Origin of the sequence: Demequina aestuarii, from assembly GCF_000975095.1 — a bacterium.
Taxonomy (GTDB): Bacteria; Actinomycetota; Actinomycetes; order Actinomycetales; family Demequinaceae; genus Demequina; species Demequina aestuarii.
Genome location: NZ_BBRD01000001.1, coordinates 367,161 through 392,079, shown reverse-complemented (window position 1 = coordinate 392,079; position 24,919 = coordinate 367,161). Strand labels below are relative to the sequence as shown.

The 24,919-nt window shown below is 70.4% G+C and carries 27 protein-coding genes; 5 read left to right on the top strand and 22 right to left on the bottom strand.

What is annotated here, in order from left to right; all coding sequences use genetic code 11:
• Position 1: 1 nt before the first annotated feature.
• On the bottom strand, positions 2-1,513 hold the full coding sequence (guaB, locus tag AOP72_RS01945; RefSeq protein ID WP_062131637.1) for an IMP dehydrogenase: 1,512 nt from the start codon (positions 1,511-1,513) through the stop codon (positions 2-4).
• Positions 1,514-1,802: 289 nt separating this feature from the next.
• On the opposite strand from guaB, the gene AOP72_RS01940 reads away from it, so the two are divergent.
• Complete coding sequence (locus AOP72_RS01940; protein ID WP_062131634.1) at positions 1,803-2,093, top strand: WhiB family transcriptional regulator; 291 nt, start codon at positions 1,803-1,805, stop codon at positions 2,091-2,093.
• Between the two features lie 86 nt (positions 2,094-2,179).
• Here the strand turns inward: AOP72_RS01940 and groES are convergent, their stop codons facing one another.
• Positions 2,180-2,473 carry a co-chaperone GroES gene (gene groES, locus AOP72_RS01935; protein WP_062136682.1) on the bottom strand — a complete coding sequence of 98 codons (294 nt, stop codon included), beginning with the start codon at positions 2,471-2,473 and terminating at the stop codon, positions 2,180-2,182.
• Between the two features lie 197 nt (positions 2,474-2,670).
• Here groES and AOP72_RS01930 point away from each other — a divergent pair, with 197 nt between their 5' ends.
• Entirely contained in the window at positions 2,671-3,849 is a 1,179-nt protein-coding gene (locus tag AOP72_RS01930) for a THUMP-like domain-containing protein (protein WP_062131631.1), read from the top strand.
• A 16-nt stretch (positions 3,850-3,865) separates the two neighbouring features.
• Here AOP72_RS01930 and AOP72_RS01925 read toward each other — a convergent pair whose 3' ends face one another.
• Positions 3,866-5,509: a glycoside hydrolase family 3 N-terminal domain-containing protein gene (locus AOP72_RS01925; protein ID WP_062131628.1), complete on the bottom strand. Its 1,644-nt coding sequence runs from the start codon at positions 5,507-5,509 to the stop codon at positions 3,866-3,868.
• 4 nt (positions 5,510-5,513) lie between these two features.
• Positions 5,514-6,554 (bottom strand): tRNA (adenosine(37)-N6)-threonylcarbamoyltransferase complex transferase subunit TsaD, encoded by a 1,041-nt coding sequence (gene tsaD, locus AOP72_RS01920; protein ID WP_238581579.1) that lies wholly within the window; start codon positions 6,552-6,554, stop codon positions 5,514-5,516.
• A gap of 56 nt (positions 6,555-6,610) precedes the next feature.
• Here tsaD and AOP72_RS01915 point away from each other — a divergent pair, with 56 nt between their 5' ends.
• Both AOP72_RS01915 and AOP72_RS01910 read left to right on the top strand, forming a co-directional pair.
• Entirely contained in the window at positions 6,611-7,216 is a 606-nt protein-coding gene (locus tag AOP72_RS01915; RefSeq protein WP_062131609.1) for a malonic semialdehyde reductase, read from the top strand.
• Positions 7,213-7,542 (top strand): DUF3817 domain-containing protein, encoded by a 330-nt coding sequence (locus AOP72_RS01910; RefSeq protein WP_238581578.1) that lies wholly within the window; start codon positions 7,213-7,215, stop codon positions 7,540-7,542. The genes AOP72_RS01915 and AOP72_RS01910 overlap by 4 nt, the downstream gene beginning before the upstream one ends.
• 105 nt (positions 7,543-7,647) lie before the next feature.
• Here AOP72_RS01910 and rimI read toward each other — a convergent pair whose 3' ends face one another.
• Genes rimI through glmS form a run of 6 tightly spaced genes read right to left on the bottom strand, consistent with a single transcriptional unit; the run spans position 7,648 to position 12,601 of the window.
• On the bottom strand, positions 7,648-8,139 hold the full coding sequence (gene rimI / locus AOP72_RS01905; RefSeq protein WP_062131605.1) for a ribosomal protein S18-alanine N-acetyltransferase: 492 nt from the start codon (positions 8,137-8,139) through the stop codon (positions 7,648-7,650).
• A gap of 21 nt (positions 8,140-8,160) precedes the next feature.
• On the bottom strand, positions 8,161-8,766 hold the full coding sequence (tsaB, locus tag AOP72_RS01900) for a tRNA (adenosine(37)-N6)-threonylcarbamoyltransferase complex dimerization subunit type 1 TsaB (RefSeq protein ID WP_062131602.1): 606 nt from the start codon (positions 8,764-8,766) through the stop codon (positions 8,161-8,163).
• 10 nt (positions 8,767-8,776) lie between these two features.
• Positions 8,777-9,271, bottom strand: a complete 495-nt coding sequence (gene tsaE, locus AOP72_RS01895) for a tRNA (adenosine(37)-N6)-threonylcarbamoyltransferase complex ATPase subunit type 1 TsaE (RefSeq protein WP_062131599.1) — start codon at positions 9,269-9,271, stop codon at positions 8,777-8,779.
• Positions 9,268-10,377: an alanine racemase gene (alr, locus tag AOP72_RS01890; RefSeq protein WP_062131596.1), complete on the bottom strand. Its 1,110-nt coding sequence runs from the start codon at positions 10,375-10,377 to the stop codon at positions 9,268-9,270. The genes tsaE and alr (AOP72_RS01890) overlap by 4 nt, the downstream gene beginning before the upstream one ends.
• Complete coding sequence (locus tag AOP72_RS01885; RefSeq protein WP_062131593.1) at positions 10,374-10,733, bottom strand: holo-ACP synthase; 360 nt, start codon at positions 10,731-10,733, stop codon at positions 10,374-10,376. Before AOP72_RS01885 ends, alr (AOP72_RS01890) begins: the two co-directional genes overlap by 4 nt.
• 2 nt (positions 10,734-10,735) lie before the next feature.
• Entirely contained in the window at positions 10,736-12,601 is a 1,866-nt protein-coding gene (gene glmS, locus AOP72_RS01880; protein ID WP_062131590.1) for a glutamine--fructose-6-phosphate transaminase (isomerizing), read from the bottom strand.
• 67 nt (positions 12,602-12,668) lie between these two features.
• Here glmS and coaA point away from each other — a divergent pair, with 67 nt between their 5' ends.
• A complete protein-coding gene (gene coaA / locus AOP72_RS01875) occupies positions 12,669-13,643 on the top strand; it encodes a type I pantothenate kinase (protein ID WP_062131587.1) in 975 nt (324 codons plus the stop codon).
• A gap of 8 nt (positions 13,644-13,651) precedes the next feature.
• Here the strand turns inward: coaA and AOP72_RS01870 are convergent, their stop codons facing one another.
• From AOP72_RS01870 to truA, 12 genes are all read right to left on the bottom strand, one after another.
• Entirely contained in the window at positions 13,652-14,503 is an 852-nt protein-coding gene (locus AOP72_RS01870) for a class I SAM-dependent methyltransferase (RefSeq protein WP_062131583.1), read from the bottom strand.
• On the bottom strand, positions 14,500-15,435 hold the full coding sequence (locus tag AOP72_RS01865) for a DedA family protein (RefSeq protein ID WP_062131580.1): 936 nt from the start codon (positions 15,433-15,435) through the stop codon (positions 14,500-14,502). Before AOP72_RS01865 ends, AOP72_RS01870 begins: the two co-directional genes overlap by 4 nt.
• Before the next feature lie 117 nt (positions 15,436-15,552).
• Positions 15,553-16,914 (bottom strand): phosphoglucosamine mutase, encoded by a 1,362-nt coding sequence (gene glmM / locus AOP72_RS01860; RefSeq protein ID WP_062131577.1) that lies wholly within the window; start codon positions 16,912-16,914, stop codon positions 15,553-15,555.
• Positions 16,915-16,924: 10 nt separating this feature from the next.
• Positions 16,925-17,395, bottom strand: a complete 471-nt coding sequence (gene rpsI / locus AOP72_RS01855; protein WP_202965633.1) for a 30S ribosomal protein S9 — start codon at positions 17,393-17,395, stop codon at positions 16,925-16,927.
• A 25-nt stretch (positions 17,396-17,420) separates the two neighbouring features.
• Positions 17,421-17,864, bottom strand: a complete 444-nt coding sequence (gene rplM, locus AOP72_RS01850; protein WP_062131574.1) for a 50S ribosomal protein L13 — start codon at positions 17,862-17,864, stop codon at positions 17,421-17,423.
• A 124-nt stretch (positions 17,865-17,988) separates the two neighbouring features.
• Positions 17,989-18,687 carry a response regulator gene (locus AOP72_RS01845; RefSeq protein WP_062131571.1) on the bottom strand — a complete coding sequence of 233 codons (699 nt, stop codon included), beginning with the start codon at positions 18,685-18,687 and terminating at the stop codon, positions 17,989-17,991.
• Positions 18,684-19,982 carry a sensor histidine kinase gene (locus tag AOP72_RS01840; protein ID WP_062131568.1) on the bottom strand — a complete coding sequence of 433 codons (1,299 nt, stop codon included), beginning with the start codon at positions 19,980-19,982 and terminating at the stop codon, positions 18,684-18,686. Before AOP72_RS01840 ends, AOP72_RS01845 begins: the two co-directional genes overlap by 4 nt.
• The gene (locus tag AOP72_RS01835; protein ID WP_238581672.1) at positions 19,972-20,982 is read right to left on the bottom strand and encodes an acyltransferase family protein; all 1,011 of its coding nucleotides are present in this window, start codon (positions 20,980-20,982) and stop codon (positions 19,972-19,974) included. The genes AOP72_RS01840 and AOP72_RS01835 overlap by 11 nt, the downstream gene beginning before the upstream one ends.
• Before the next feature lie 95 nt (positions 20,983-21,077).
• Positions 21,078-22,067 carry a D-alanine--D-alanine ligase family protein gene (locus AOP72_RS01830; RefSeq protein ID WP_238581576.1) on the bottom strand — a complete coding sequence of 330 codons (990 nt, stop codon included), beginning with the start codon at positions 22,065-22,067 and terminating at the stop codon, positions 21,078-21,080.
• Positions 22,064-23,233 carry an alanine racemase gene (alr, locus tag AOP72_RS01825; protein ID WP_238581575.1) on the bottom strand — a complete coding sequence of 390 codons (1,170 nt, stop codon included), beginning with the start codon at positions 23,231-23,233 and terminating at the stop codon, positions 22,064-22,066. Before alr (AOP72_RS01825) ends, AOP72_RS01830 begins: the two co-directional genes overlap by 4 nt.
• Positions 23,234-23,247: 14 nt before the next feature.
• Complete coding sequence (locus AOP72_RS01820) at positions 23,248-23,898, bottom strand: M15 family metallopeptidase (protein ID WP_062131565.1); 651 nt, start codon at positions 23,896-23,898, stop codon at positions 23,248-23,250.
• Positions 23,899-24,005: 107 nt separating this feature from the next.
• Positions 24,006-24,887: a tRNA pseudouridine(38-40) synthase TruA gene (gene truA, locus AOP72_RS01815; protein ID WP_062131562.1), complete on the bottom strand. Its 882-nt coding sequence runs from the start codon at positions 24,885-24,887 to the stop codon at positions 24,006-24,008.
• Positions 24,888-24,919: the final 32 nt, after the last annotated feature.

The following is a 24,919-nucleotide window of genomic DNA, read 5'->3' as shown; positions in this document are numbered from 1 at the left end:
ACTAGGAGCGGCCCTGATAGTTGGGAGCCGCGACCGTCATCTGAATGTCGTGCGGGTGAGACTCCTTGAGCCCCGCCGGGGTGATGCGCACGAACTTGCCGCGCTCGCGCAGCTCATCGATGCTGCGCGCGCCCACGTAGAACATCGACTGTCCCAGACCGCCCACGAGCTGCCGTGCGACGTCGCCGAGGTTGCCCTTGAACGGCACCCGGCCCTCGATGCCCTCGGGGATGAGGTCGTCGTCACTGGGGGCGTCGGACTGGAAGTAGCGGTCCTTGGAGTAGGAGACGCGGCCACGCGAGGCCATGGCTCCCATGGACCCCATGCCGCGATAGCTCTTGTACTGCTTGCCGCTCACGAGCACCAGGTCTCCGGGGGCCTCGGCGCAGCCGGCGAACAGCGATCCCAGCATCACGGACTCCGCGCCCGCGACGAGGGCCTTGGCGATGTCGCCCGAATACTGCAGTCCGCCGTCGGCGATGACCGGCACGCCAGCGGGCCCGGCGGCCTTGTAGGCCTCGTAGACGGCGGTGACCTGCGGCACGCCCACGCCGGCGACCACCCGCGTGGTGCAGATCGACCCCGGCCCCACGCCCACTTTGACGGCATCGACGCCGGCGTCCACCAGGGCCTGTGCGCCTTCACGGGTCGCGACGTTGCCGCCGATCACCTGCACGTGGGACGTGGCGGGGTCAGACTTGAGCCGGGCGATCATGTCGATCATGGCCTGCGCGTGACCGTGCGCGGTGTCGACGACGAGCGCGTCGACGCCGGCGTCCACGAGAGCGACCGCGCGCTCCCAGGCGTCGCCGAAGAACCCGACCGCGGCGGCGACGCGCAGCCGGCCGTGCTCATCCTTGGTCGCCCTGGGGTAGCGCTCCGTCTTGACGAAGTCCTTCACCGTGATGAGCCCGGTCAGGCGCCCCGAGTCGTCGACCAGCGGGAGCTTCTCGATCTTGTGCACGCCCAGCAGCTCGGCGGCCTCGTCGTTGCTCATGCCCTCGCGACCGGTGATGAGCGGCATCGGCGTCATGATGTCGCGGACCTTGCGCGACTCGAACTCGCGCGGGTTCACAAAACGCAGGTCGCGGTTGGTGATGATGCCCAGCAGCGTCCGGTCCTCGTCCACGACGGGCAGTCCGGACACGCGGTACTTGCTGCACAGCGCGTCGAGTTCGGCGAGCGTCGCCTCCGGACCCACGGTGACGGGGTCCGAGATCATGCCCGACTCCGAGCGCTTGACGATTTCGACCTGGTGCGCCTGGTCCGCGATCGACAGGTTGCGGTGCAGCACGCCGATGCCCCCGTGGCGCGCCATCGCGATCGCCATGCGCGCCTCCGTGACGGTATCCATCGCCGCGCTCAGGAGGGGGATCTCGATGCGGATGTCGCGCGTCAGGCGTGTCGACGTGTTCACCTCGGAGGGGATGACGTCGCTCTGGCCCGGCAGCAGCAGCACGTCGTCGTAGGTGAGTCCAGTGAAACCGAAGGGGTCATGATCAGCGCTCGCCATGGGGAAAGTCTACGGCCCGGCCCCGGGCCCCGTGCGCACGTGAGCGAAGGCGCGGCACCTCGCCGCAGACGCACGCTCACTCCTCGCTGAGCATTCACCGAGCCGTCGGTCACTCGGGACTAGCCAAGCAGTCCCCGCGGGAGTATGAATGGAGGTAACGGGCGCATCGTTATCTTTTCGTTATCGACCCTTGACGTTTCCGATTCGTCCGGATTACGGTGATTGCACTAGTCGCGTCCGGCTCAACGACGAGCCGGTGATGGAGACACGACCCAACGTAGGGAGCGAGATGGACACCATCGCGAAGTTGCCACCCCCCACGCAGGACCAGTGGGAGTGGCAGTACGAAGGCGCGTGCCGCGAGGCAGACACTGATCTCTTCTTCCACCCCGAGGGTGAACGCGGCGCCGCGCGGCGCCGGCGAGCCGAGGCCGCCAAGGAATACTGCCAGCGGTGTCCTGTGCTCGACACCTGCCGCGAGCGCTCCCTGAACGCGCGCGAGCCGTTCGGTGTGTGGGGCGGTCTCAGCGAGGACGAGCGCCACGCGATCCTGGCGGGGCGCCTCAAGCAGGCGAGCTAGCAGGCCGGCTGGCCTGCGCATCGGGCAAGAGACGAGAAAAGGCCCCGGGGTGCAACCCCGGGGCCTTTCTCTATGTGCGTCGTCGCTTAGGAGACGACACCCAGCAGGTCGCGCGCCGACAGGATGAGAACATCCTGGCCGCCGTACTTGACCTCGGTGCCGCCGTACTTGCTGTAGATGACCTTGTCACCCACCGCGACGTCGATCGGAATGCGATTGCCGTTGTCATCGACACGACCCGGGCCCACCGCGAGAACTTCACCCTCCTGGGGCTTCTCCTTGGCGGCGTCCGGGATCACGAGGCCGGAGGCGGTGGTCTGCTCGGCTTCTGCCGGCTTCACCACGACCTTGTCCTCAAGAGGCTTGATAGAGACCGACACGCGGACCTCACCTTCCATTCATCCAAGTTCGATACGTGGATCGCGGCCCTCATCGCTCCCTGCCGTCGCGGGGGTCAAGGTGCGGTTCGGGTGCCACGTACTCCGTTCGGAGCAATGTCAGATTAGCACTCGCACTTGCCGAGTGCTAACCCTGCGGCGTTCGCCGGACGCGAAGCCTGGCGTGACAGGATCGTGCCATGGACGCCGCCTCCGCACGCCTGCTCGTGTCACCCGAGGGGCGTGCACTCATCGACTCCCTGCCACCCTACGACGGCGCTCGCGCGATCACGCTGGGCGCAGAACTGCGCGCCCACGGGGCCGACGCCGGGCTCGTGGCGGCCGCGCTCACCCAGTCGCGTCTGAGGGCAGATGCGCGCGTCAAGTTCGGCGACTTCGCCACCGGGATGCTGTTCACTCAGGACGGACTGGAGCAGGCCACCCGCCTGCAGGTGGCGGCGGAGCATGCGCGCCGGTACCGGAGTGCGGGCGTGCGCCGCGTGCTGGACCTGACGGCGGGCATCGGCGCCGATGCGATGGCCCTCGCCGCAGTCGGGCTGGAGGTCACGGCGTTCGAGATCGACCAGGCGACGGCGCTCGTCGCGGACCACAACCTGCGCCACTGGGATCGAGCGCGCGTGGTGCTCGGGGACGCGATGATGCTCGCGCCGCAGCTCGACGCGGACGGTGTCTTCGCGGACCCCGCCCGTCGGACCTCCCGCGGGCGCCGCCATGACCCGCGCGACTACGCTCCCCCACTCGACGACGTGCTCGCGCTGCGAGGGCGCTTCCCGGCGCTCGGGGTCAAGGTGGGACCCGCGATCGACCACTCGCACGTGCCGACCGGGGTGGAGGCCCAGTGGGTCAGCGTCGACGGCTCCGTGGTGGAGGCGGCGCTGTGGTGCGGGCCTCTTGCTCTGGAACCCGGACACACGGCGCTGGTGATGGGAGCGGGAGGGGCGCACCGGCTCACCGGCACCACCGACCGAGCCGACGCGGGGCCGCTCGGCGACTACGTCTACGAGCCCGACGGCGCGGTCATCCGCGCCGGGCTCGTCGGCGAGCTCGCGGACCTCACCGGAACCCACCTGCTGGACCCCACCATCGCGTACCTCACGTCCGACTCCCCCGTCGACAGCCCGTTCCTGCGCGGCTACCGCGTGCTCGAGTCGATGCCGTTCAAGGTCAAGCCACTGGCCGCCGCGCTGCGCGCGCGCGGCATCGGAACTGTCGACATCAAGAAGAGGGGCGTGGACATCACGCCGGAGCAGTTGCGGCCCCAGCTGAAGCTCACGGGCACCGGGCGGCTGACGGTGCTCGTCACCCGCGTCGCGGGCCAGCGGACGGCACTGCTGGCCGAGCCACTGCCGAGACCATGACCCCCCGAGGAGGCGGTCAGCACACCTCGAACGGGACGGCGACGTCGACCGGCCACTCGCCGAGCGGCTCCGCGTCGCCCACCAGCACATCGGCCAGCCCGGCAAGCGCGCCAGCCGAACGCCCGTAGAGCCCGACGTACACCGTCGCCTGGGACGCACTCAGCCCCCATGGTCCGGCCATCGCGACCACGACGTCGGCATTGGCGCTCGCGTCATCGCCGCCCATCAGGACGATGGACGTGCCCCCGTCCCCCACGGCGACGCCGTGCGCCTCCAGGGCGGCGGCGAGCGCAGCGCGCTCGTCTTCCCAACCCCCGGAGAGGGTGACAGTGTCGCCGACGAACGGCGCTGAGCAGTCGCGCGCCGCGACGGTCGCACCCGCCGCCGCCAACTCACGGGCGTAGTCGCGCCCCTGGTCCACCTCGGGCTCGAGCGAGGCCTGCCAGCGCGACAGCAGGATCATCCGCGCCGCAGCCTCGTCCAGCCGCTCACGCGGCACCTCGCCACTGCCCACCGCCGCCACGATCGCGTCTCGCGCCACCCGCGGGTCAGGCGGCATCAGGAGCAGGTCCGCGCCCGCCGCGAGCGCGGCGACTGCGGCCTGTCCCGAGGCCTGGGTGCCCTGGACCGCCCCCATATTGAGCGCATCGGTCATCGCGACGCCCTCGAAGCCCAGCACCTCGCGCAGGTACTCGTACGCGGCAGGCTCCAAGGACGCGGGGCCGTCTCCCCACTCCGGCACGGCGATGTGGGCCATCATCACGGCGGGAGCCCCCGCCTCGATCGCGGAGGCGAATGGGGCCATGTCCCGCACCTCGAGGTCCGCGAGGGAGACCTGCTGGACCGGCAGTTCCTCGTGCGAGTCCTGGGTCACCGAACCATGCCCCGGGAAGTGCTTGACCACCGGCACCACTGCGCCATCGACGAAGCCGGCCAGCGCGGCTCCCACGGTCGCGGACACCCGCTCCGGGTCCGAGCCCGCCGAACGCGCACGGATGATCGGATCGGCCAGCCCCACCGTCGCATCGGCCACCGGCGCGAAGTCGACGGTGAAGCCCATCGCGTGCAGGTCCACGGCCGCCTGGGCATACGCCCCTCGCACCGAAGCCTTGTCGCTCGCGGCTCCGGCGGCCATGAAGCTCGGCAGGTCGGGCATCAGCCCGCGGAGCCGCGACACCGCGCCTCCCTCCTGATCGACGCCCACGATCGCACCCCAGTCCCGCGTGCCAGCGGCGGCACCGGCCTGAGCAGCATCCGTCAGCGCGCGGACCCCGTCGACGTCGGTGACGGCGTCGGCCATGACGATCACGCCGCCCAGGGAGAGCGACGCGACGAGTTCCTCGGTCGCTACGGGCGAGGGGGACGCAATCGAGGCCACGATGACCTGCCCTGCGGCGTCCGCGACCGGGAGCGCTCTGGCGGTCTCGAGCGCGCCGTCCCACTCGCTCGCCGTGGGCCCCCACGCGAGGGCCGGAGGGGCCGGAGACGGAGTGGGAGTCGGCGTCGGAGTGGCCGATGCGGCCGGGGACGGGGAGGCAGCACGCGCCGCCTCGAGCGGTGCGCCGGCATTCTTCTGGGCGGCGGGCCACCACGCCACGGAGACGAGCAGTGCCGCCACCAGCGCGGCCGCGCCGACTGCGACTGGGAGTCGTGCCGCCACGACGCTAGACGGAGACCGTGGTGAGCGGCATCGACGAGTCGACGCCGATGCTGAGTTCGCTGGGCGCACCGCCATTGCGCATGACCGCGGAGCCGAGCGCCGCGATCATCGCGCCGTTGTCGGTGCAGTAGCGAATGGGCGGGATTCGCACGTCTATTCCCTCCGCCGCCCCGCGCGCCGTCGCCATGTCGCGCAACTGGGAGTTGGCGCTGAAGCCACCGCCGATCACCAGCGTCTCCACGCCGTGCTCACGGCACGCGTTCAGCGTCTTCATCACGAGGACGTCCGCCACCGCATCGGCGAAGGAGGCCGCGACATCGGCCACGGGGATCTCGCGCCCGGCATCCTGCTCGGCCTCCACCCAACGCGCGACCGCGGTCTTGAGTCCGGAGAACGAGAAGTCGTAGGCGTGGGTGGCCTTGAACTTGGGGGCCGTGAGCGCGCGCGGGAACGGAATCGCCGCGGGGTCGCCTTCCCTCGCCAGCCGGTCGATGTGGGGCCCGCCCGGGTACGGCAGCCCCAGCAGCCGGCCCACCTTGTCGAAGGCTTCGCCTGCGGCGTCGTCCAAGGTGTGCCCGAGCTCGCGCACCGTGACCGCAGAGCCCTCGATCAGCAGCAGCGACGTATGGCCGCCCGAGACCACGAGGGACATCACGCGGTCGGGGAACTCGCCATGCACCAGCTCGTCCACGACGGCGTGGCCGATCACGTGGTTCACGCCGTACAGCGGGCGATCCAGCGCCAGCGCCAGCGCCTTGGCCGCGGCGTTGCCGACGGTGAGCGATCCCACCAGGCCTGGCCCCGCCGCGACAGCGATCGCATCCACGTCCGCCAGCGTGCGATCCGCCCGGGACAGCGCCTGCTCGAGCGTGGGCAGGAACGCCTCCACGTGCGCGCGGGAGGCGACTTCGGGGACGATGCCGCCGTAGCGCGCGTGCTCATCCATGGAGGAGGCCGTGACGTCGACGAGCAGGTCGACGCCCTCGACGAGGGCGACCCCCGTCTCGTCGCACGTCGACTCGATGCCCAGCACCAGTGGATTCACGCGACCAGCCTAACCTCGGTCGCGGGCACGGCCGGGCGTGCGCGAGAATGGAAGCCATGCCCACCCCCCACTCTCTTGATGCCGACGCGCGCGCGCTGCTGTTCCTCGATGCCCGCTCCAACGTCAACTTCGCCGACCGCCCGGTGCACGCCGACGTGGTGCGCGAGGTGTGGGAGCTGGTGAAGTGGGGACCCACCGGCAACAACACCGTGCCGCTGCGCCTTCTCGTCGCCGAATCCGAGCAGGCCCGCGCCACCGTGATCGGCCACGCTCTCGACGGCAATCGCGCCAAGCTCGCGAACGCGCCCCTGCTGGTGGTCGCCGCTCACGACGAGCGCTTCCACGACACGTTCGACATCACTGGCGCTGGCACCGCCTCCACGTACGAGCGGCTCGAGGCGGACGCCGGCCGTCGCAGCAGCATGGCCCACTCGGGCGCGATGCTCCAGGCCGGCTACTTCATTGTGGGCCTGCGTGCCGCGGGACTGGCCGTACGGCCCTACGGTGGCTTCGACAAGGCCGGCATGGACGCCGCGCTGTTCGATGGCATGTCCTGGCGGTCCGAGGTGCTGTTCGGCATCGGCTACCCGGACGTGGAGGATCACGGTGCGGGCGAGCGGCGTGGGCGGCTGGGCGCCGACCAGGCGGTGAGGGTCGCGTGAGCGCGCCGATGCCCACGGACCGCCTCGGCCGAGCATTCGTCGTGGTGGCCATCATCGAGGCCTTCACGTGGACTGGCCTGCTGCTCGGCATGCTGCTCGAGCACGTGCTCGACGTCACCGAATGGGGCGTGACGATCTTCGGCCCGCTGCACGGCACCGCTTTCCTGATCTATGTGATCGTCGCGGTGGCCGCCGCAGTGAAGTTCCGCTGGTCCTTGGGAGTCTGCGCGCTCGCGGGGCTCGCCGCGGTGCCACCTCTCACCACCATCCCGCTGGAACGGTGGATGCGGCGCACCGGACGCCTCGAGCGTCACGCGAAGGCCTGAGCCACGCGCCACTCCACCGCCTGACGCACCACAGGTGTCGATAGTGGTGCAGGGTCGACCCCGCACGTGCACACGGATCGACACGTGCCGAGGACGGCGCGTCCGTCAGGACGGGTGAGGCAGACGCGCGCGCATCACCAGGGCGTCGATGCCCTCCGGCTGGTAGTAGCGCCGCCTCACCCGCACGTCCGCAAAACCGTAGGCGCGATACAGCGCCAGCGCCGCCTCATTGGTGACCGCCACCTCGAGCCATGCGTCGCGCACGTGCAGGCGGCGCGCCTCCGCCATGAAGTCGGCCATCAGCGCCTCCCCGAGCCCCTGCCTACGGGCCTCCGGCGCGACGGCCAGGTTCATCAGGTGGAACGCGTCGCCGTCGAACCCATACACCGCGTATGCCGAGAGCGACTCCTCGCCTTCGACGCCGCGCCACCGGGACGGCCCGTGCAGAAAGTCCTCGCGGATGAGCGCCCGCGACCATGCGGAGGCGCCGAAGATCTCGCTCTCCAATTCCGCCACCCGGTCGAGGTCGCGCTCGTCGAGGTCACGGATGGAGACGGCCGATGCACTGGCCGGGTCGACACCCGAGGCGTCACGCATTGCGGGTCGCCACCGGCGTGCTCACGCGCCCGGGACGCCGTGCACGTCGGGACGCCGGAGGTACATCGGCTCGAGCGGCAGCTCCGTCTCTCCCGAGGCGAGGCGCTCACGGGCCACGCGGGCCAACCACGCGGGGTCCGGGTCGCCGCCGACCGCGCCGGGAAACGCCTCCGGGTACAGCAGGGCGCCACGACCCACGACGGCTCCGGGAGCCGCCACGGACTCGGGCGTCCCCACTTCGGGGCCCTCCATCCGCCGACCGTCCCGGTAGCGGGCCCAGTAGACCTCCTTGCGGCGGGCATCGGCCACCACCGTCACATCGCCGTGAGCGGCGCCCAGCGCGTCGAGCGAGCACACGCCATGCGCTGGCACCCCCCACGCGAACGCGAGGGTCCGGGCGGTCACCAGTCCCACGCGCAGCCCTGTGAAGGGCGCGGGACCGGTCCCCACCACGATCCCCTCGAGGTCGGCACCGGCGACCCCGGCCTCGCGCATCGCCTCACGCACCAGCGAGCTCAGCAGCTCGGCGTGACCCCGCGGCGCGAACTCGGAGCGCGAGGCGACCACGTGGTCGCCGTCGACCACGGCGACGGCCACGGTGGCGGAGGTGTCGAGAGCGAGGATCACGCCATCCAGCCTAGAGGCCGGGGAGGGTGACGTCCTCCCACCGGTCGCCGTGCGACGTGACGCGCACCGTGCGCACCCCGCCGGAGGGATCTTCCATGTCCAGCGTTCCCCCGCGCGGTCGCAGAATCGTGAGGTGCAGCCGATCCTCTGACAGCGTCGCGGCGTCCTCGCCCCACTCGACCACCGTGACGGCGTCGTCGAGCGACGTATCCAGGTCCAGGTCGTCGAGCTCCTGGAGCGAGCCGAGGCGGTACGCATCGACATGAACCAGGTCGGGACCGTCGGCGAGGCTCGGGTGGGTGCGCGCGATGATGAAGGTGGGGCTGGCCACGTCGCCGCGGACCCCCAGTGCGCTGCCGAGGCCCTGCGTGAACGTGGTCTTGCCCGCACCCAGATCTCCGGTGAGGATCACCAGGTCGCCCCGCCGGAGCATCGGCGCGATGACGTCAGCCCCCAGAGAGCGCATCGCCTCCGCGTCCGGTGCCTCGAGCGTGACGTCGATCATGCCGCGCTCTTGTCGCGCAGCGCACCGAAGCGGCACACGACCTCGTAGTCGATCGTGTCGATGGCGTGCGCCCACTCGGTCGCGCTCGGGCCGTCCACGCCGAAGAGGGTCACCGGGTCGCCCGCACAGACTGAGGTCGCGGGGCCGAGGTCGACGACGAACTGGTCCATGCACACGCGGCCGGCGATCTGGTAGCGGCGCCCGCGGATGCCCACCTCGGCGCGGTTCCCGGCGGAGCGGAACACCCCGTCGGCGTAGCCCGCGCTCACGAGGCCCAGCGTGGTCGGATACGGGGTGACGTATTCGTGGCCATAGCTCACCCCGTGGCCCTGCGGAACGTCCTTCACGAGGATGACCTCGGAGCGCACGGTCATCGCTGGGGTGAGTCCATGGTTCTCGCCGTACGGGTCCGCCACGGGCGGGAGGCCGTAGATCGCGATGCCGGGCCGGACCAGGTCGAAGTGGAGGTCGGGCCGGGTCAGCGTGCACGCTGAGTTCGCAAGGTGCCGCACCTCGAGCCCCACGCGACGGTCCTGGGCGAGCGAGAGCGCCTCCCTGAACACGTCCGCCTGCGCGTCGATCGTGGGGTGGCCGGGGGCGTCCGCCCAGGCGAGGTGGGACCACATGCCGACGATGCGCACCAGCCCCTCCTCTTGAGCAGCGATCGCGAGGTCGAGGAGCACCGGCAGCTCGGTGGGGGCGACGCCCTCGCGTCCGAGCCCGGTATCGACGCAGATGTGGAGACGTGCGGGCAGCGGGTTCTCCCGCGACACGGCGACGATCTCCCCGAGCACCTCGGGTGAGGACACCGAGAGGTCGACGTCGGCGGCGATGAGGGCGCGCGCCGGCACCTCCGGCCCGTAGAGCCACGTCAGGATGCGGCCAGAGTCGCCCGCCGCGCGCAGCGCGAGCGCCTCGTGCGGCTGCGCCACCCCCAACCAGGTCGCGCCTCCGCGCCGTGCCGCCTGCGCCGCACGCACGAGTCCGTGGCCGTACGCATCGGCCTTCACCACCGCCATCACCTCCGCGCCGGCGGAGTGACCGCGGAGGATCTCCACATTGCGGGCGATCGCGTCGTAGTCGACGGTCACCTCGAGGGCGCTCACGCGTCTCCCTCGGCGATCACGACCGCAGAAGCGATGCCGGCGTCGTGGGAGAGGGACAGGTGGAACCGGGCGATGCCGAGCGTGGCCGCGCGGGCCGCCACGGTGCCGCGCACCTCGAGCGCGGGCTTGCCGCCGTCGCCGCGCCTGACCTCGGCGTCCTGCCAGTTGAGGCCAGCGGGGGCACCGAGCGCCTTCGCCAGCGCCTCCTTGGCGGCCCAGCGGGCGGCGAGACTGTGCTTCCCGAGTTCACGCTCGGCGGGAGTGAAGACTCTCTCGAGGAATCCGGGCGACCTCTCGATCGCCTGCTCGAACCTCTCGATCGCGACCACGTCGATCCCCAGCCCCAGCACCGGCATCGCTACTCGACCGTCACCGACTTGGCAAGGTTGCGAGGCTGATCCACGTCGTAGCCCTTCGCTGACGCGAGCTCGTGGGCGAAGATCTGCAGCGGGATGACGCTCAGCAGCGGGGTCATCAGCACCGGCGCCTCCGGCACGTAGAAGATCTCATCCGCGTGCTTCGCGGCCTCCTCGTCGCCCTCGACTGCGATCACCAGAGTCCGGGCACCGCGCGCCCGCACCTCCTGGACGTTGGACAGCACCTTGGCGTGCAACGACTCGGGTCCGCGCGGGCTGGGCACGATCACGAACACCGGCTGATCCTGCTCGACGAGCGCGATGGGACCGTGCTTGAGCTCTCCGGCGGCGAAGCCCTCGGCATGGATGTACGCCAGCTCCTTGAGCTTGAGCGCACCCTCGAGCGCCACCGGGTAGCCCACGTGTCGGCCCAGGAACAGCACCGTGCGCTCGTTCGCCATGGAGCGCGCCACCACGCGGATGGGCTCCGCAGTGTCGAGCACCCACTGAATCTTCGCGGGCATGGAGTCGAGCTCTGCAAGCAGGGCCGCGATCTCGTCGGGGAACTTGTTGCCGCGAAGCTCGGCGAGATAGATGCCGAGCAGGTACGAGGCGGTGATCTGCGCGAGGAACGCCTTGGTCGACGCGACCGCGATCTCCGGGCCGGCACGGGTGTACAGCACCGCATCGGCCTCACGCGCGATCGTCGACCCTTGGGCGTTCACGATGCCGATCACGGTGGCGCCCTGCTGCTGCGCGTGCCGCACGGCCATGATCGTGTCCATGGTCTCGCCGGACTGGCTGATCGCAACCACGAGGGTCTTGATGTTCACCACCGGGTCGCGATAGCGGAACTCGTGCGCCAGCTCGACCTCGACCGGGATGCGCGTCCAGTGCTCGATCGCGTAGCGCGCGACCAGGCCGGCGTAGCTCGCCGTGCCGCAGGCGACCACGATGATCTTGTCGACGGACTTGAGCACATACTCGTCGATCACGCCCTCGTCGAGCCGCAGTCGACCGTTGTCGTCCACGCGCCCGCGCAGGGTGTCCGCGACCGCCGTGGGCTGGTCGTGGATCTCCTTGTCCATGAACGTCGCGAAGCCGCCCTTCTCCGCAGCGGCCGCGTCCCAGTCGACGTGATACGGCTCACGCTCTACGACCGCGCCCGAGGCGTCGGTCACGATGACGGAGGTGGGCGTGATCTCGACGACCTCGTCCTGACCCAGCTCCAAGGCGGTGCGGGTGTGCTCGATGAAGGCCACCACGTCCGAGCCCAGGAAGTTCTCGCCATCGCCGAGGCCGACGACCAGCGGGGAGTTGCGACGAGCACCGACGACGGTCCGCGGCTCACGCACGTCGACCGCCAGCAGCGTGAAGGCGCCCTCGAGCCGGGTGGCGACCGCGCGCATCGCGTCGGCGAGGCCGAGCCCCTGGTCGACGTAGGTGGCGAGCAGGTGGGCGGCGACCTCGGTGTCGGTGTCCGACAGGAAGTCCACGCCGTCGGCCATGAGCTCGTCACGGAGCCGGTTGTGATTCTCGATGATGCCGTTGTGGATCAGCGCGAGGCGGCCGCCCGCGGCGAGGTGCGGGTGCGCGTTCGCATCCGTGGGCGCGCCGTGCGTCGCCCACCGGGTGTGGCCGATCGCGGCGGTCGACGCCGGCAGCGGGTGTTCCGCGATCGCCGTCGACAGTCGCTCGAGCTTGCCCGCCCGCTTCGCGGTCGCCACCTTGTCCGGGTCGTTGCCCACGAGCGCGATGCCCGCGGAGTCGTACCCCCTGTATTCGAGGCGAGCAAGCCCACCCATGATGACGCGCTCCGGGCGCGAGTCCGGCTCTCCCGAGCCTACGTATCCCACAATGCCGCACATAAGAGAGGAGTCTACGGGCCCGTGAGCACATCGACGGCGGCACGCGTGTCGCAGGGCATCGGCACGCATGGGGTTGAATGGTCGGGTGAACGAACGATCACCGGAGGACGTCGCCAGTCCTTTCGTCACCTTCTCCCGTCCTGAGTGGTCCGCGCTGGCCGACACGACGCCGCTGCCGCTGACGGAAGAGGACATCTCCCGGGTCCGCGGCCTGGGCGATCCGATCGACCTGGCCGAGGTCGACACCATCTACCGGCCACTGTCGCGACTGCTGGACCTGTACTCGGGCGCGACCGGTGAGCTCCACGCCGCGACGAGTGCGTTCCTGGGAGAACGCGCGTCTCGTACGCCGTTCGTCATCGGCATCGCCGGCTCCGTCGCCGTGGGGAAGTCCACGACCGCGCGGGTGCTGCGCGAACTCATGGGGCGCTGGCCGGAGACCCCTCGCGTCTCACTCGTCACCACGGACGGGTTCCTGTACCCCAACGCCGTGCTGCGGGCGCGCGGCATCCTCGACCGCAAGGGCTTCCCCGAGTCCTACGACCGCCGAGCGCTGCGCCAGTTCATCGCGGACGTGAAGTCGGGGCTTCCCGAGGTCCACGCCCCCGTGTACTCGCACCTGACCTACGACATCGTGCCGGGCGAACGGGTCGCGGTGCGCCAGCCAGACGTCCTCATCGTCGAGGGACTCAACGTGCTGCAGCCGGCGACGCCGCGCGACCTGGACGACACCGCCCTGGCGGTCTCCGACTACTTCGACGTCTCGATCTACGTCGACGCCCAGCCTCACAACGTCCGGCGCTGGTATATCGACCGATTCCTGCAGCTGCGCGCGACGGCGTTCACCAAGCCCGAGTCCTACTTCCACTCCTACTCATCGCTGAGCGACGAGGAGGCGACGGCCCGCGCCGGTGAGATCTGGGATGCGATCAACGCCCCCAACCTGGCGCGCAACATCGCGCCCACCCGGTCCCGAGCGACGATCATCCTCGCGAAGGGCGAGGATCACCAGATCGAGTCAGTGCGCATGCGCAAGCTGTAGTCACCCGACTAGCGCCGGGCGACCAGCGTGAACGTGAGCGGGATCCGGTCACGCAGGGGCACGGGGTACGCGTACTCCCCGCCCTCGAGCTGCTCCATCACGTCGCTGAACCGCCACGGCAGCGTGTCGCCCTCGTCCAGCCGCTCGATCGACAGGCCGGCGCCAATCACGGCGTTGACCACCTCCGACAGCGGGTGCGGGTACTCGTAGGTGCGAGGGCTTGCGACCACGCCGTCGCCCGCATACGTGGTGTCGTCGTCCCACGCCTGGCTCCTGCCGTCCGCGAAGTACCGGTACCGGGTGACGAGCCCGTCCGCGTTCTCGTCGAGCGAGTACATCGCCGGGTGGCCGTCGCGGATGTAGAACAGCCCGCCGGGGCGCAGCAGCCCGGCGATCTGAGCAGCCCACCGGTCCAGATCGTGGAGCCACGCGATGGTGCCGATGCTCGTGTAGACCACGTCGAAGTCACCCTGCACCGCCGCCCGCGCGTCGAGGACATCGGCCTCCACCCACGTGGCGTCGATGCCGAGCTGATCGGCGAGCTCGGATGCCGCGGCGAGGGCCGATGGCGAGAAGTCCACCCCCGTCACGCGTGCCCCCGCGCGGGCGAGGGACACGGTGTCCGTTCCGATGTGGCATTGAAGGTGACAGAGGTCGAGGCCCTCGAGACCACGGGGAAGGAACGGTGCCATGGCGTCGACGTCCGTCCGCGCGACCGTGCTGAGCCGCGCGGGATCCGCGCGCAGGTCGTCGATGGCGTACGCGCTCAGGTGGAGCGGCACTCGGGACTCCCAGTTCGCGAGGTTCGCGGCGCGTGCCTCGGGCCAATCGATCTCGACGTCGTCCCCTGAGCTCGTCATCGCCGCGTCTCTCCGGACTCCTCCGGCAGGTCGTGACTGTCGGCACTGGCGCGCGTCGCCGTCTCGTGTGCGCCGCCATCGGGGTGGCCTTCGCCGTCGTCACCGTCTCCGCCCTGACCGTCGCCCTCGTGGAGGTGGCGTCCGCGGTGGCCGGGATGGTGTTCGCGCCACTCGGCGCGGCGCTCGATGCGGTGCTCGTGACGGGCCTCCCGCTCGGCGGCCACCTGCTCGGCGTGCTCCCGCTCCTCGTCCGTCAGGGACTCCTCGATATCGCCCGCGAGGTCCGGAAGCTCAGGCGTGCTGAGGCCGAACCACGACAGCACCTTGTCCACGAAGAGCCCGAGCACGACGCCGGCGGCGACACCCACCGCGATGGACAGCAGCAGGTTGTCCTCGGGGAACAGGGCTCCCGCCGCGGAGCCGAGAGCGATGCTCCAGGCGGCCCAGATGGTGACCGCGATCGCGTCGATCCCCATGAACCGCCGGTGGGGATAGCGCAGCGCGCCCGCGGACAGGTTGACGAGCACGCGACCCATGGGGACGAACCTGGCGGCGATGATGAACGTCGGTCCGCGCCTCTCGAGCTGCGTCTCCGCCCAGTCGAGTCCGCGGCGCCAGCGATCGCGCTTGAAGATCCGCCAGCGTCTGACGTCGGCCTTGGATCCGATGAGGTACGCGATCTGGTCGCCGCCCCATGCCCCGACGGCGCCGCAGAGGAAGATCAGCACCAGGATCGGGCTGCCGGTCTGAAGCGATGCGGTCGCCGTGGCGATGATCACGGACTCGCTCGGCACCACAGGGAAGAAGCCGTCGATGAACGACAGCACCAGCACCCCCGGATAGATCCACAGGGATTCACTGAGCTCGAGCACGAACTCCTCGACTATCGAAGAGAAGTGCAGGAACCAGTCAACGAAGGAGGCGACATCCACGGGTTCAGTCTCCCAGCCCCATCGCGCATGCGCGATGGGGCATCCCCCTGATAGCACTCGTGCCCACGGCCGATGCGGGGGCGGGGCTGCGCGGGGGGGGGCGGCCTTGGCGGCCGTCTAGAGCGTGAGGCGCGCGCGCACCACGTCGGCGAGCGCATCGGCGTGCCGCTGTGCGTCGTCCGCAGTGGTCGCCTCGACCATGACCCGCACCAAGTTCTCGGTCCCGGACGGGCGCAGCAGCACCCGGCCGGCGTCGCCGAGAGCGACGCGAGCGGCGGCCACCGCCTCTTGGACGGCCTCGTCGCTGTAGACGCGGGTGCGGTCGGCACCCGCGACGTTGATGAGCACCTGGGGAAGGGTGGCGATGCTCGCGCACTGGTCGCGCAGCGAGTCTCCGGCGACCACCTGTGCGCCGACCAGCAGCGACGTCAGGACGCCGTCACCCGTCGTCGCGTAGTCGGCGACGATGATGTGGCCCGACTGCTCGCCGCCCAGCGAGAATCCACCGTCGCGCATCGCCTCGAGCACGTAGCGGTCGCCCACTCCGGACTCGACGATGGCGATGCCTGCGGCCTGCATGGCGTGGTGGAGTCCCAGGTTCGACATCAGCGTCGCCACCAGGGTGTCGTGGTACAGCGCTCCGGAACGCTTCATGGACAGTGCGAGCAGACCCATGATCGCGTCGCCGTTGACCACGGCTCCCGTGTGGTCGACTGCGAGGCAGCGATCCGCATCGCCGTCATAGGCGACGCCCAGATCGGCACCGCGCGCGACGACGGTCTCGCTCAGGCCCTCGAGGTGGGTCGAGCCCACGCCGTCGTTGATGTTGTGGCCGTTCGGCTCCGCGTGCATGACGTGCACGTCTGCGCCAGCGGCCACCAACGCACGGGGACCCACGATGCTGGCAGCGCCGTGAGCGGCGTCCACCACGATCGACAGTCCCGCCAGCGGTGTGTCCGTGCCTGCGAACGAGCGAGCGGCGGAGACCACGTGCTGGACGTAGTCCTCAGCGAGGCCAGGGGCCGGAGAGATCGTTCCGACGGCAGAGCCAGTGGGGCGATCCCACGTGGCGCCGAGGCGATCCTCGATGGCCTCCTCGACCGCATCGTCCAGCTTGTGGCCGCCACGGGAGAAGAACTTGATGCCGTTGTCCGGCATCGGATTGTGCGACGCTGAGATCACCACGCCGATGTCCGCGTCGGTCGACGCGGTCAGATACGCGACTCCCGGCGTGGGGAGAACCCCCACGTCGAGCACGTCGACGCCGGCGGACGCGAGGCCAGCGGCCACGGCCGAGGACAGGAACTGGCCGGAGACGCGGGTGTCGCGTCCCAGCACGGCTCGCGGCCGGTGGCCGGCGAACTCGCCACGTTCGGCGAGCACAAAGGCTGCGGCGACGGCGAGGTCCACGGCCAGCTCTGCCGTGATATCACGGTTCGCCAGGCCGCGGACCCCGTCCGTGCCGAACAGTCGCGCCATGCGCGGCCGGTTAGCGCTTCGAGTACTGCGGAGCGCGACGGGCCTTCTTGAGACCCGCCTTCTTGCGCTCGACCACGCGAGCGTCACGGGTGAGGAAGCCGGCCTTCTTGAGAGCGGCGCGGTTGGTGTCCTCGTCGATCTCGTTGAGGGCACGGGCCACACCCAGGCGCAGCGCGCCGGCCTGACCCGAAGGGCCTCCACCGGTGATGCGGGCGTGGACATCGAACTTGCCGTCGATGTCGAGCAGGGTGAACGGGTCGTTCACGAGCTGCTGGTGGACCTTGTTGGGGAAGTACGTCTCGAGCGAGCGGCCGTTGATCTTCCACTCGCCGGTGCCGGGCACCAGGCGAACGCGGGCGATGGCCTGCTTGCGGCGGCCCAGACCAGCGCCGGGGGCGATGGTCGAGGATCCCTTGCCGCGCTCGGGCGCGGACTCGGAGGTGTACTCGGTGGGCGTGTCGTTCTCGACAGTCTCAGTCACGTTGATCAGTCCTTGATGCCGGGCGCTACTGCGCCACCTGCGAGATCTCGAACGCCTGCGGCTGCTGCGCGGCGTGGGGGTGCTCGGGGCCTGCGTAGACCTTGAGCTTGGACAGCTGGGCGCGGCCGAGCTTGGTGTGCGGCAGCATGCCACGCACCGCGTTCTCGATGACCCGCTGGGGGTTCTTCTCGAGAAGCTCGCCGATGGGGACGGCCGACAGGCCGCCCGGGAAGCCCGAGTGACGGTAGACCATCTTGTCGGTCGCCTTGGTCCCGGACAGGGACACCTTCTCGGCGTTGATGACGATGACGAAGTCGCCGCCGTCGACGTGGGGGGCAAAGGTCGCCTTGTGCTTGCCGCGGATCAGCGAAGCGGCCTGAGAGGCCAGACGACCGAGAACCACGTCAGCGGCATCGATGACGTACCAGTCGTTGGTCACGTCACCCGGCTTGGGAGAATACGTACGCACTGTGAAGCCTTCTAACTCGTGAACGATGGGCGGAGCTATCAGCACCGCAAGGGTTCGGTCGGCGGGTCCGGCGGAGGCGAGTGGGAAACACCATTCCACGTGGAACGCACAACGACAGACAAGTCTACCGGGACGCGCGCGCCGGGGTCAAACGGCCGTCATCTGGCGGCAGCAGCAACCGGTGATCATGGGCATAGACCACGAGCTGCACCCGGTCCCGAGCGTCAAGTTTACGCAGCAACGCGCCCACGTGTGACTTCACCGTGGATTCGCTGACGAACATCTGCTTGCCGATCTCGATGTTCGACAACCCGCGCGACACCCACCCCAGCACCTCGCGCTCCTTATCGGTCAGTGTCGCGACCGCGGCAGGCGGCGCGACCTCGGGCGTGAAGGTCGCCGTGAGGATCGTCGACAAGTCACGAGGTGACAGCACGGCGTGACCCACATGCACCGTGCGGATCGCGTCCACGAGCATGCTGGGGCTGACGTCCTTGAGCAGGAACCCGCTCGCGCCGTAGCGGATCGCCTCGGCCGCGCGGGCGTCGAGGTCGAAGGTGGTGAGCACCAGCACGGCCAGCCGATGCGGGCGCGTGGCCACCGAAGCGGGCTGCAGCAGCAGCCTCGTGGCCTCGACTCCATCCATCTCCGGCATGCGCAGGTCCATCAGCACCACGTCCGGACGCGCCTCATAGGCGGCGGCGACCGCGGATCTTCCGTCACCGACGCTCGCGACGACCTCCATGTCCTCCTGCGCATCGATGATGACCGCGATTCCAGCGCGGAAGAGCTCTTGGTCGTCGACCAGCATCACCCGGGTCATCGGACTCCCCTGTCTGCCTCGCCCATGATGTCGCCGGACCGCTCTCCGGCGTGCGGGAACGTCGCGGTGACAGTGAACCTGGTCCCCGTACGCTCGGCTGCCAGTGTTCCACCGATGGCCGCCATGCGTGCCTTCATGCCCTCCAGCCCCCTGCGGTCGCCGGACCCTGGCTCACTCTCGCTGTCGGCAGCCGCCTCGTTGACGATGCGCACCGCCAGCGCGGAGCGCCAATCGAAGGTGACGTCGACGTCGTGACCCGGTGCGCCGTGCTTGAGAACGTTGGTGAGCATCTCTTGGAGCACCCGGTAGAGCGTCACTGCGTGGTCGGGCGCCAGCGGCCTGACCTGGCCACGCGTCTCGACGTTGAGGGGCGTGCCTGCGGCGCGAACATCCTCGATCATCCGTTGGAAGTCGGGCGGCACGGCGCCCGCCTCCCCGGCGGACGGCCCCTGTTCCTGCGTGGCGGTCAGGATCGATCTCACATCGGCCAGCGACGCGCGAGCCGTGTCGGCGATCGCGCCGAGCGCGCGCCCCACATCGGGATGCAGATCGCGGTCCAGGTACTGCGCGGATTGCGCCTGAGCCAGGATCACCGTCAGCGAGTGCCCCACCACGTCGTGGACGTCGCGCGCGAGGCGCGCCTGACCCGCGCGGAGTTCGGCGAGCTCCTGCGCCTGCTGCTCCCGCTCGCGGGCCACCGCCTGCTCGTACTGCGCCTCTTCCATGGCGGCGACGGACTGGCGCGACCGGTCCCACATCCGGAACGCGATGCCGACGAGCGCGGGCACCACCAACGGCACGGCGAGCACGAGCAGCACCGTCACAGTGAGGCTGCCGAACCCTCCGATCGACACAGCATTCTCGATCCATGGCGACAGTTCGACGATTCCGCGGGGATCGAACTCATCGATCCGCGAGACCAGTGCGAGCCCCACCGGGAAGGCGGCGAAGATCGACAGCGCCCCGAGCACCACGACCACACGCGATCCGTACCGCCCCACTCCATACGCGAGCAGGCCCACGGCCACGTGGCTCGCCAGGACGGGGGCGCCGGAGATGAGGTGCAGCACGCCGATGCCCCACACCAGGGCGAGACCCACTCCGGGCTGGATTCGGTACAGGCCCACGGCCACCGACGTCACCACGATGAGCGCCGCCGAGGGACCGCCGATGCCGCCGAACCACGGGGCGATGTTCAGGGACTCGAGCACCATCAGCGTGGCCGATACGGCGCCCGCGAGGGCCCCGAGCCACCAGGCCGACGGCGCGTGACGGCGCGCGACGTCATCCGCCATGGGAGGGCCCGCCTTTCTTCGACCGCACCCTGGTGCGCCAGCGCAGCACTGCGGCGCGGGTGGGCTCCTCGACCATACGGTAGCTCGCCCACGCCACGGCGATGGTCGACGCCGCCGCGAGGGGACCCGCCCAGTCGCCGAGGCAGGGGCGCAGCCACAGAGTGAAGGGATAGTTCCACAGGTAGGCCGAGTACGAGATGACTCCCAGCCATGCCAATCCCCGCATCGAGCGCGACACCGGCGCACGCGCGAGGCCTGCCCGCCGAATGAGCACCGTCGTCACGAGGGCGACCACCGGTGCGGCGGCGACGTAGGTGACGGCGTGACCGCGCATCGGCGTCAGCGCGAGCGCGCCGAGCACGATCCACGCGATGGCGGCCGCTGGCACGCCTGGCCGGGGGCGATGGCGCAGCCGCGGCACCAGTGAGATCCCCGCCCCCACGACAAGCGCGACCGCCCACGGCGTGGGGAGCGGGTACGCAAGGTCGGGCTTCTCGCTCAGTCTCGCCACCGTCAGAAGCGCGAGGATGAGGCACAGGGCAGCGCTCAGCCAGATCGCCGCCACCGCGCGGCCGCGCGCGAGAGCGGTCACGACGAGCAACGGCCACACCAGGTAGAACTGCTCCTCCAGGGCCAGCGTCCACAGGTGGAACATCGCAGCGCTGGCGTCGAGGCCGGGGATGTTCGACGTCCACGTGAGCGCGACCGCCACGGTGGAGGCCAGCACCTCCCTGTCGCCCAAGGGATCCCACACGAGCGTCACGACGACGAACGCCGCCACGACCAGCAGCAAGGCGGGCACCAGTCGCGCGGCGCGTCGCCAGGAGAACTCGGCGAAGTCGACCCTGCCGTGCTCCTCCCACTCCCGCCGCAGGCTGGCGGTGATCAGGTAGCCGGAGAGCGTGAAGAACATGACCACACCGACGATGCCCGCGCCCGGGAAGAGCGACGGCCATGCATGGCGGAGCATCACGAGCGCGAGTGCCGCACCTCTGAGCACGTCCAACTGGGGCACGCGAACCGCGTGCGAGGTCTGCGCCGAGGCTCGGACCGCCACCCCTCCGTCGGTCGCTGTCACCGCGCCGTCAGTCGCTGTCACTGCGCCGCGGCGGGCATGCGGGACGAGCGCGAGCCGATGGCGGAGCGCACGATGCGCTCGAGGAGCTCGGGGTACGACACCCCCTCAGCGGCAAACATCCGGGGCACCTGCGAGTGCTCGGTCATCCCTGGCGTGGTGTTCACCTCGTTCAGGCACCAGCCGTCCGCGGTCAAGAAGAAGTCGACCCGCACCGGTCCCTCACATTCGAGCGCCTCGTAGACGGTGATGGCGTGCCGCCGAATGCTCGCCTCCTCATCGTCGGTGAGCGCCGCGGGAACCTGGAACACGGCATGGCCGTCGTACTTGCGGCTGCTGTCGAAGATCCCGTCGGTCACCACCTCGAGGGGGACGGTCGCCCGGGCCGCACCGACCTCGCCGCCATGGACAGTGATGCCTATCTCGCGACCCGCCATCCGTTTCTCCACCAGTGCCGCGCCGCCCATCAGCCACGCCGCCTCCAGCGCCACGTCCAGATCCCGGGGATGCTCCACCAAGGTGACGCCGAAGCTCGAGCCAGCAGCGACGGGCTTCACCACGACCGGCCCCGCCCAGTCGATGCTCCCGATGTCCCGGGGGCGGACCACGCGACCGGGCGCAGTGGGCACACCCCACGAATCTGCGAGGACCTTGGTCAGCGCCTTGTCCATCGCGACGGCGCCAGCACGCACTCCGGAGCCCACGTATGGCACTTCCAACAGTTCGCACAGCGCGGCGAGGGTGCCGTCCTCACCGCCAACGCCGTGCACCAGCGGAAGCACCGCATCGCACGCCTCGAGCCGGGACATCGCCTCGCCCGCCGAGGACCGCGTGCCGTTCAGCTCCCATCCCCCGTCGGCGCGGATCGTCACCTCGACCGTCGCGAACCCGCGGCTGCCGAGCGCCCCGATCGCCGCGCGGGCGCTCGCGCGCGACACGTCGTGCTCGCAGTTGGTGCCGCCGCCGATCACCGCGACGACCAGGTCGCGGTCGCCGCCCCGCGCGGTCACCGGGCTGCTCCGGCAGCAGCACTGCTGACCGCTCGTCGCATGCGGTGGCTCACTCCCGTGACGATCTCGTGCGGAATGGTCCCCGACCACTGAGCCCACTCATCGATGGTGGGTTCTCCACTCACACCGGGGCCCCACACCGTGGCGACGTCTCCCGGTGAGACAGCCGTGCCGGTGGCGTCGACCACGATCTGATCCATCGAGACCCGTCCGACGAGGCGGCACCGGCGGCCGTGGATCGCCACGAAGGCGCGTCCGCCGGCCACGCGAGGGACGCCGTCGGCATAGCCCACCTGGACGGTGGCGAGGGTGGTGGTGGCAGGGGCGTGCCACTGACCGCCGTATCCCACCGGGGTGCCACGAGCCACGGAGCGCGTCATCAGCACGGGTGCGGTCACGGTCATCGCTCGCACGAGGGACCCCGCGGACGCTCCACTGAGATCGATGCCCACCAGCCCGGCGCCGATGCGCACCAACGTGTGATGGGATGCCGGGTCCCCCGCGGCCGCGCTCGTCGCGGCGAGGTGACGATGGAGAGGCGTCAAGCCCGCACCATGGGCGATGTCGAGCGCGTTCGCGAACCGCGCTCTCGCGACCGCATTGGCCGGGTGAGACGGCTCGTCGGCGTGCGACATGTGGCTCATGATCCCCACCACGCTCACGCGGCCCTCGCGCTCCAGGGCAGCCGCCTCCGCGCACAGCTGGGCCCACTCCGCCGGAGGGGCCCCGTCGCGAGCGAGCCCCGTGTCCAGGTGCAGGTGCACCCTCACGGGCGCCGACCATCGCTGCCCCGCGCCGCACCACCTCAACTGAGAAAGACTTGAGACCGCGAGGTCGACCCGGGCACGCACCGCGGTCTCCACCGGAATCTGGACGGGGTTCAGCCAACTCAGGATTGGCGCGCTCAACCCGGCCGTGCGAAGGTCGAGCGCCTCCGCCAGCGACGTGACGCCGAGCCATGTCGCGCCGCCCGCGAGCGCGGCCCGCGCGACGGTGGCCGCCCCATGGCCGTAGCCGTCTGCCTTCACGACGGCCATGACCGCAGCGGCCGTCCGGGAAGCGAAGTACCGCGTGTTGTGGGTCACCGCGGCGGCGCTCACGGTCATCCCCGTCCCCGCCAATGTTGTGGGCGCCACCGGGGTCATCCGGCGAGCGTCAGGTGCCATGGTCGCAGCCTCGATCACGACTCACCACGCCGCACCACGGAGCCATACAGCGCGTGCGAGCGCCCCGTGCGCTGCGCCCAGTACCGGTCGCCGTAGCTCCAGTGCCACCACTCGGTGGGGTAGTTCACGAACCCCGCCCGCGTGAGCGCGTTCGCCAGAATCGTGCGGTGGCGCCGCGCCTCATCGGAAATGTCGTCCGCATCGAAGTAGCAACGGCCGCCGCTGTCTTCAGGGGTGGCGTCGACAGCGGTCCCCATGTCGAGGTCCTGACCCGACACGAGGTCGGTCACGGTGACGTCGACGGCCGCCCCGGCCACGTGGGGCGCCACCTCGATGGGCGACACGAAGCGGCTCGACAGCTCTCTCAGCTCGGCCTCGCCCGCCTCCGGGTACTCGCGTGCGAGATGGCGCAGGTACCACTCGATGATGCGCTCCTGAACTTCGGCTGCCCGGTAGCCTTCGACGACCCGGAGGGCGAGGCCGTCCGCAAGGCTCGCGTCCGCCGTCAGTAGCCGCGTGGCAAGGCCTTCTCGCACGAGCACGCTCGCGCCGCATCGCAACGCGGAGCCGTGCTCGGCCGCGAACTCTCGAAGCAGCACGAGCGGTTCGCCGCCCTCGCGCACAGGGACGTCGGTCACGCGGCTGTCGGACAGCAGAATCATCATGCTGCGACGCTAAGCGGCGACGTCCCTCGGGGGCATCCACCCTCAGTACACGACCGATGGCCCAAAGGATGACCCGGGGTACGGGTGTCCCCGATGGGGAGGTCGCGTCAGAGTTCGCGCCGTGTGCGCGTCGCCTCGGCACGGGCGGCCAGCTGCTCGTCCGGCGGGTACGTGACCTCCTCGAGCGTGAGGCCGTGCGCCGGGGCCACGGCGACCGCCCCCGACCGACCGTCCGACGCCGCCACCCGGGCCAGCCACGCGAGATCGCGGTGCCCCTCCCCCACATCGAGGAGGGCTCCCACCAGGGAACGCACCATCGAGTGACAGAACGCATCGGCCCTCACCGTGGCCACCACCAGTCCCGCGTCGGGCCCGGTGGGGATGCGTTCCCAGGACAGCTCGGTCAAGTCCCTGACCGTCGTCGCGCCGTGGCGGGGGCGGCAGAACGGGGCGAAGTCCCGCAGTCCCACGATGGTCGCGGCGGCATCGTTGAGCGCGTCGATGTCGAGCGCGCGATCGTGCCACAGCACGTGCCTGCGCGTCAGCGGGTCGCGGAGGGAGACGTCGTCGCACACCCGGTAGGCGTACCGCCGTTCCATCGCGGAGAACCGAGCGTCGAAGCTGGCCGGCACCACGGTGGCCCGGCGCACCGTGATGTCGTCCGCGGTGACGCCATCGAGCCGGTGCCGCATCCCCTGCTCCAGGGTGCGGCGCGAGTGGCCCGCCATCCTGACCCACGACGTGAGCGGGACCTCGACATGCGCGACCTGACCGCGCGCGTGGACCCCGGCATCGGTGCGTCCGGCGACGGTGGTCCGCACGGGGACGGAGCCGCCATCGTCGTCGCGGACGATGCGCGCGAGCGCACTCTCCAGGTCTCCTTGGACCGTGCGCAGACCGGGCTGAACGGCCCAGCCCAAGAAGTCGGTGCCGTCGTAAGACAGGTCGAGGCGGACCCTCACGACCTCACTGGAATCCAGCCTGGTCATGAGAGCCCGCCTCGTACGTGCGCGTCGGCGCG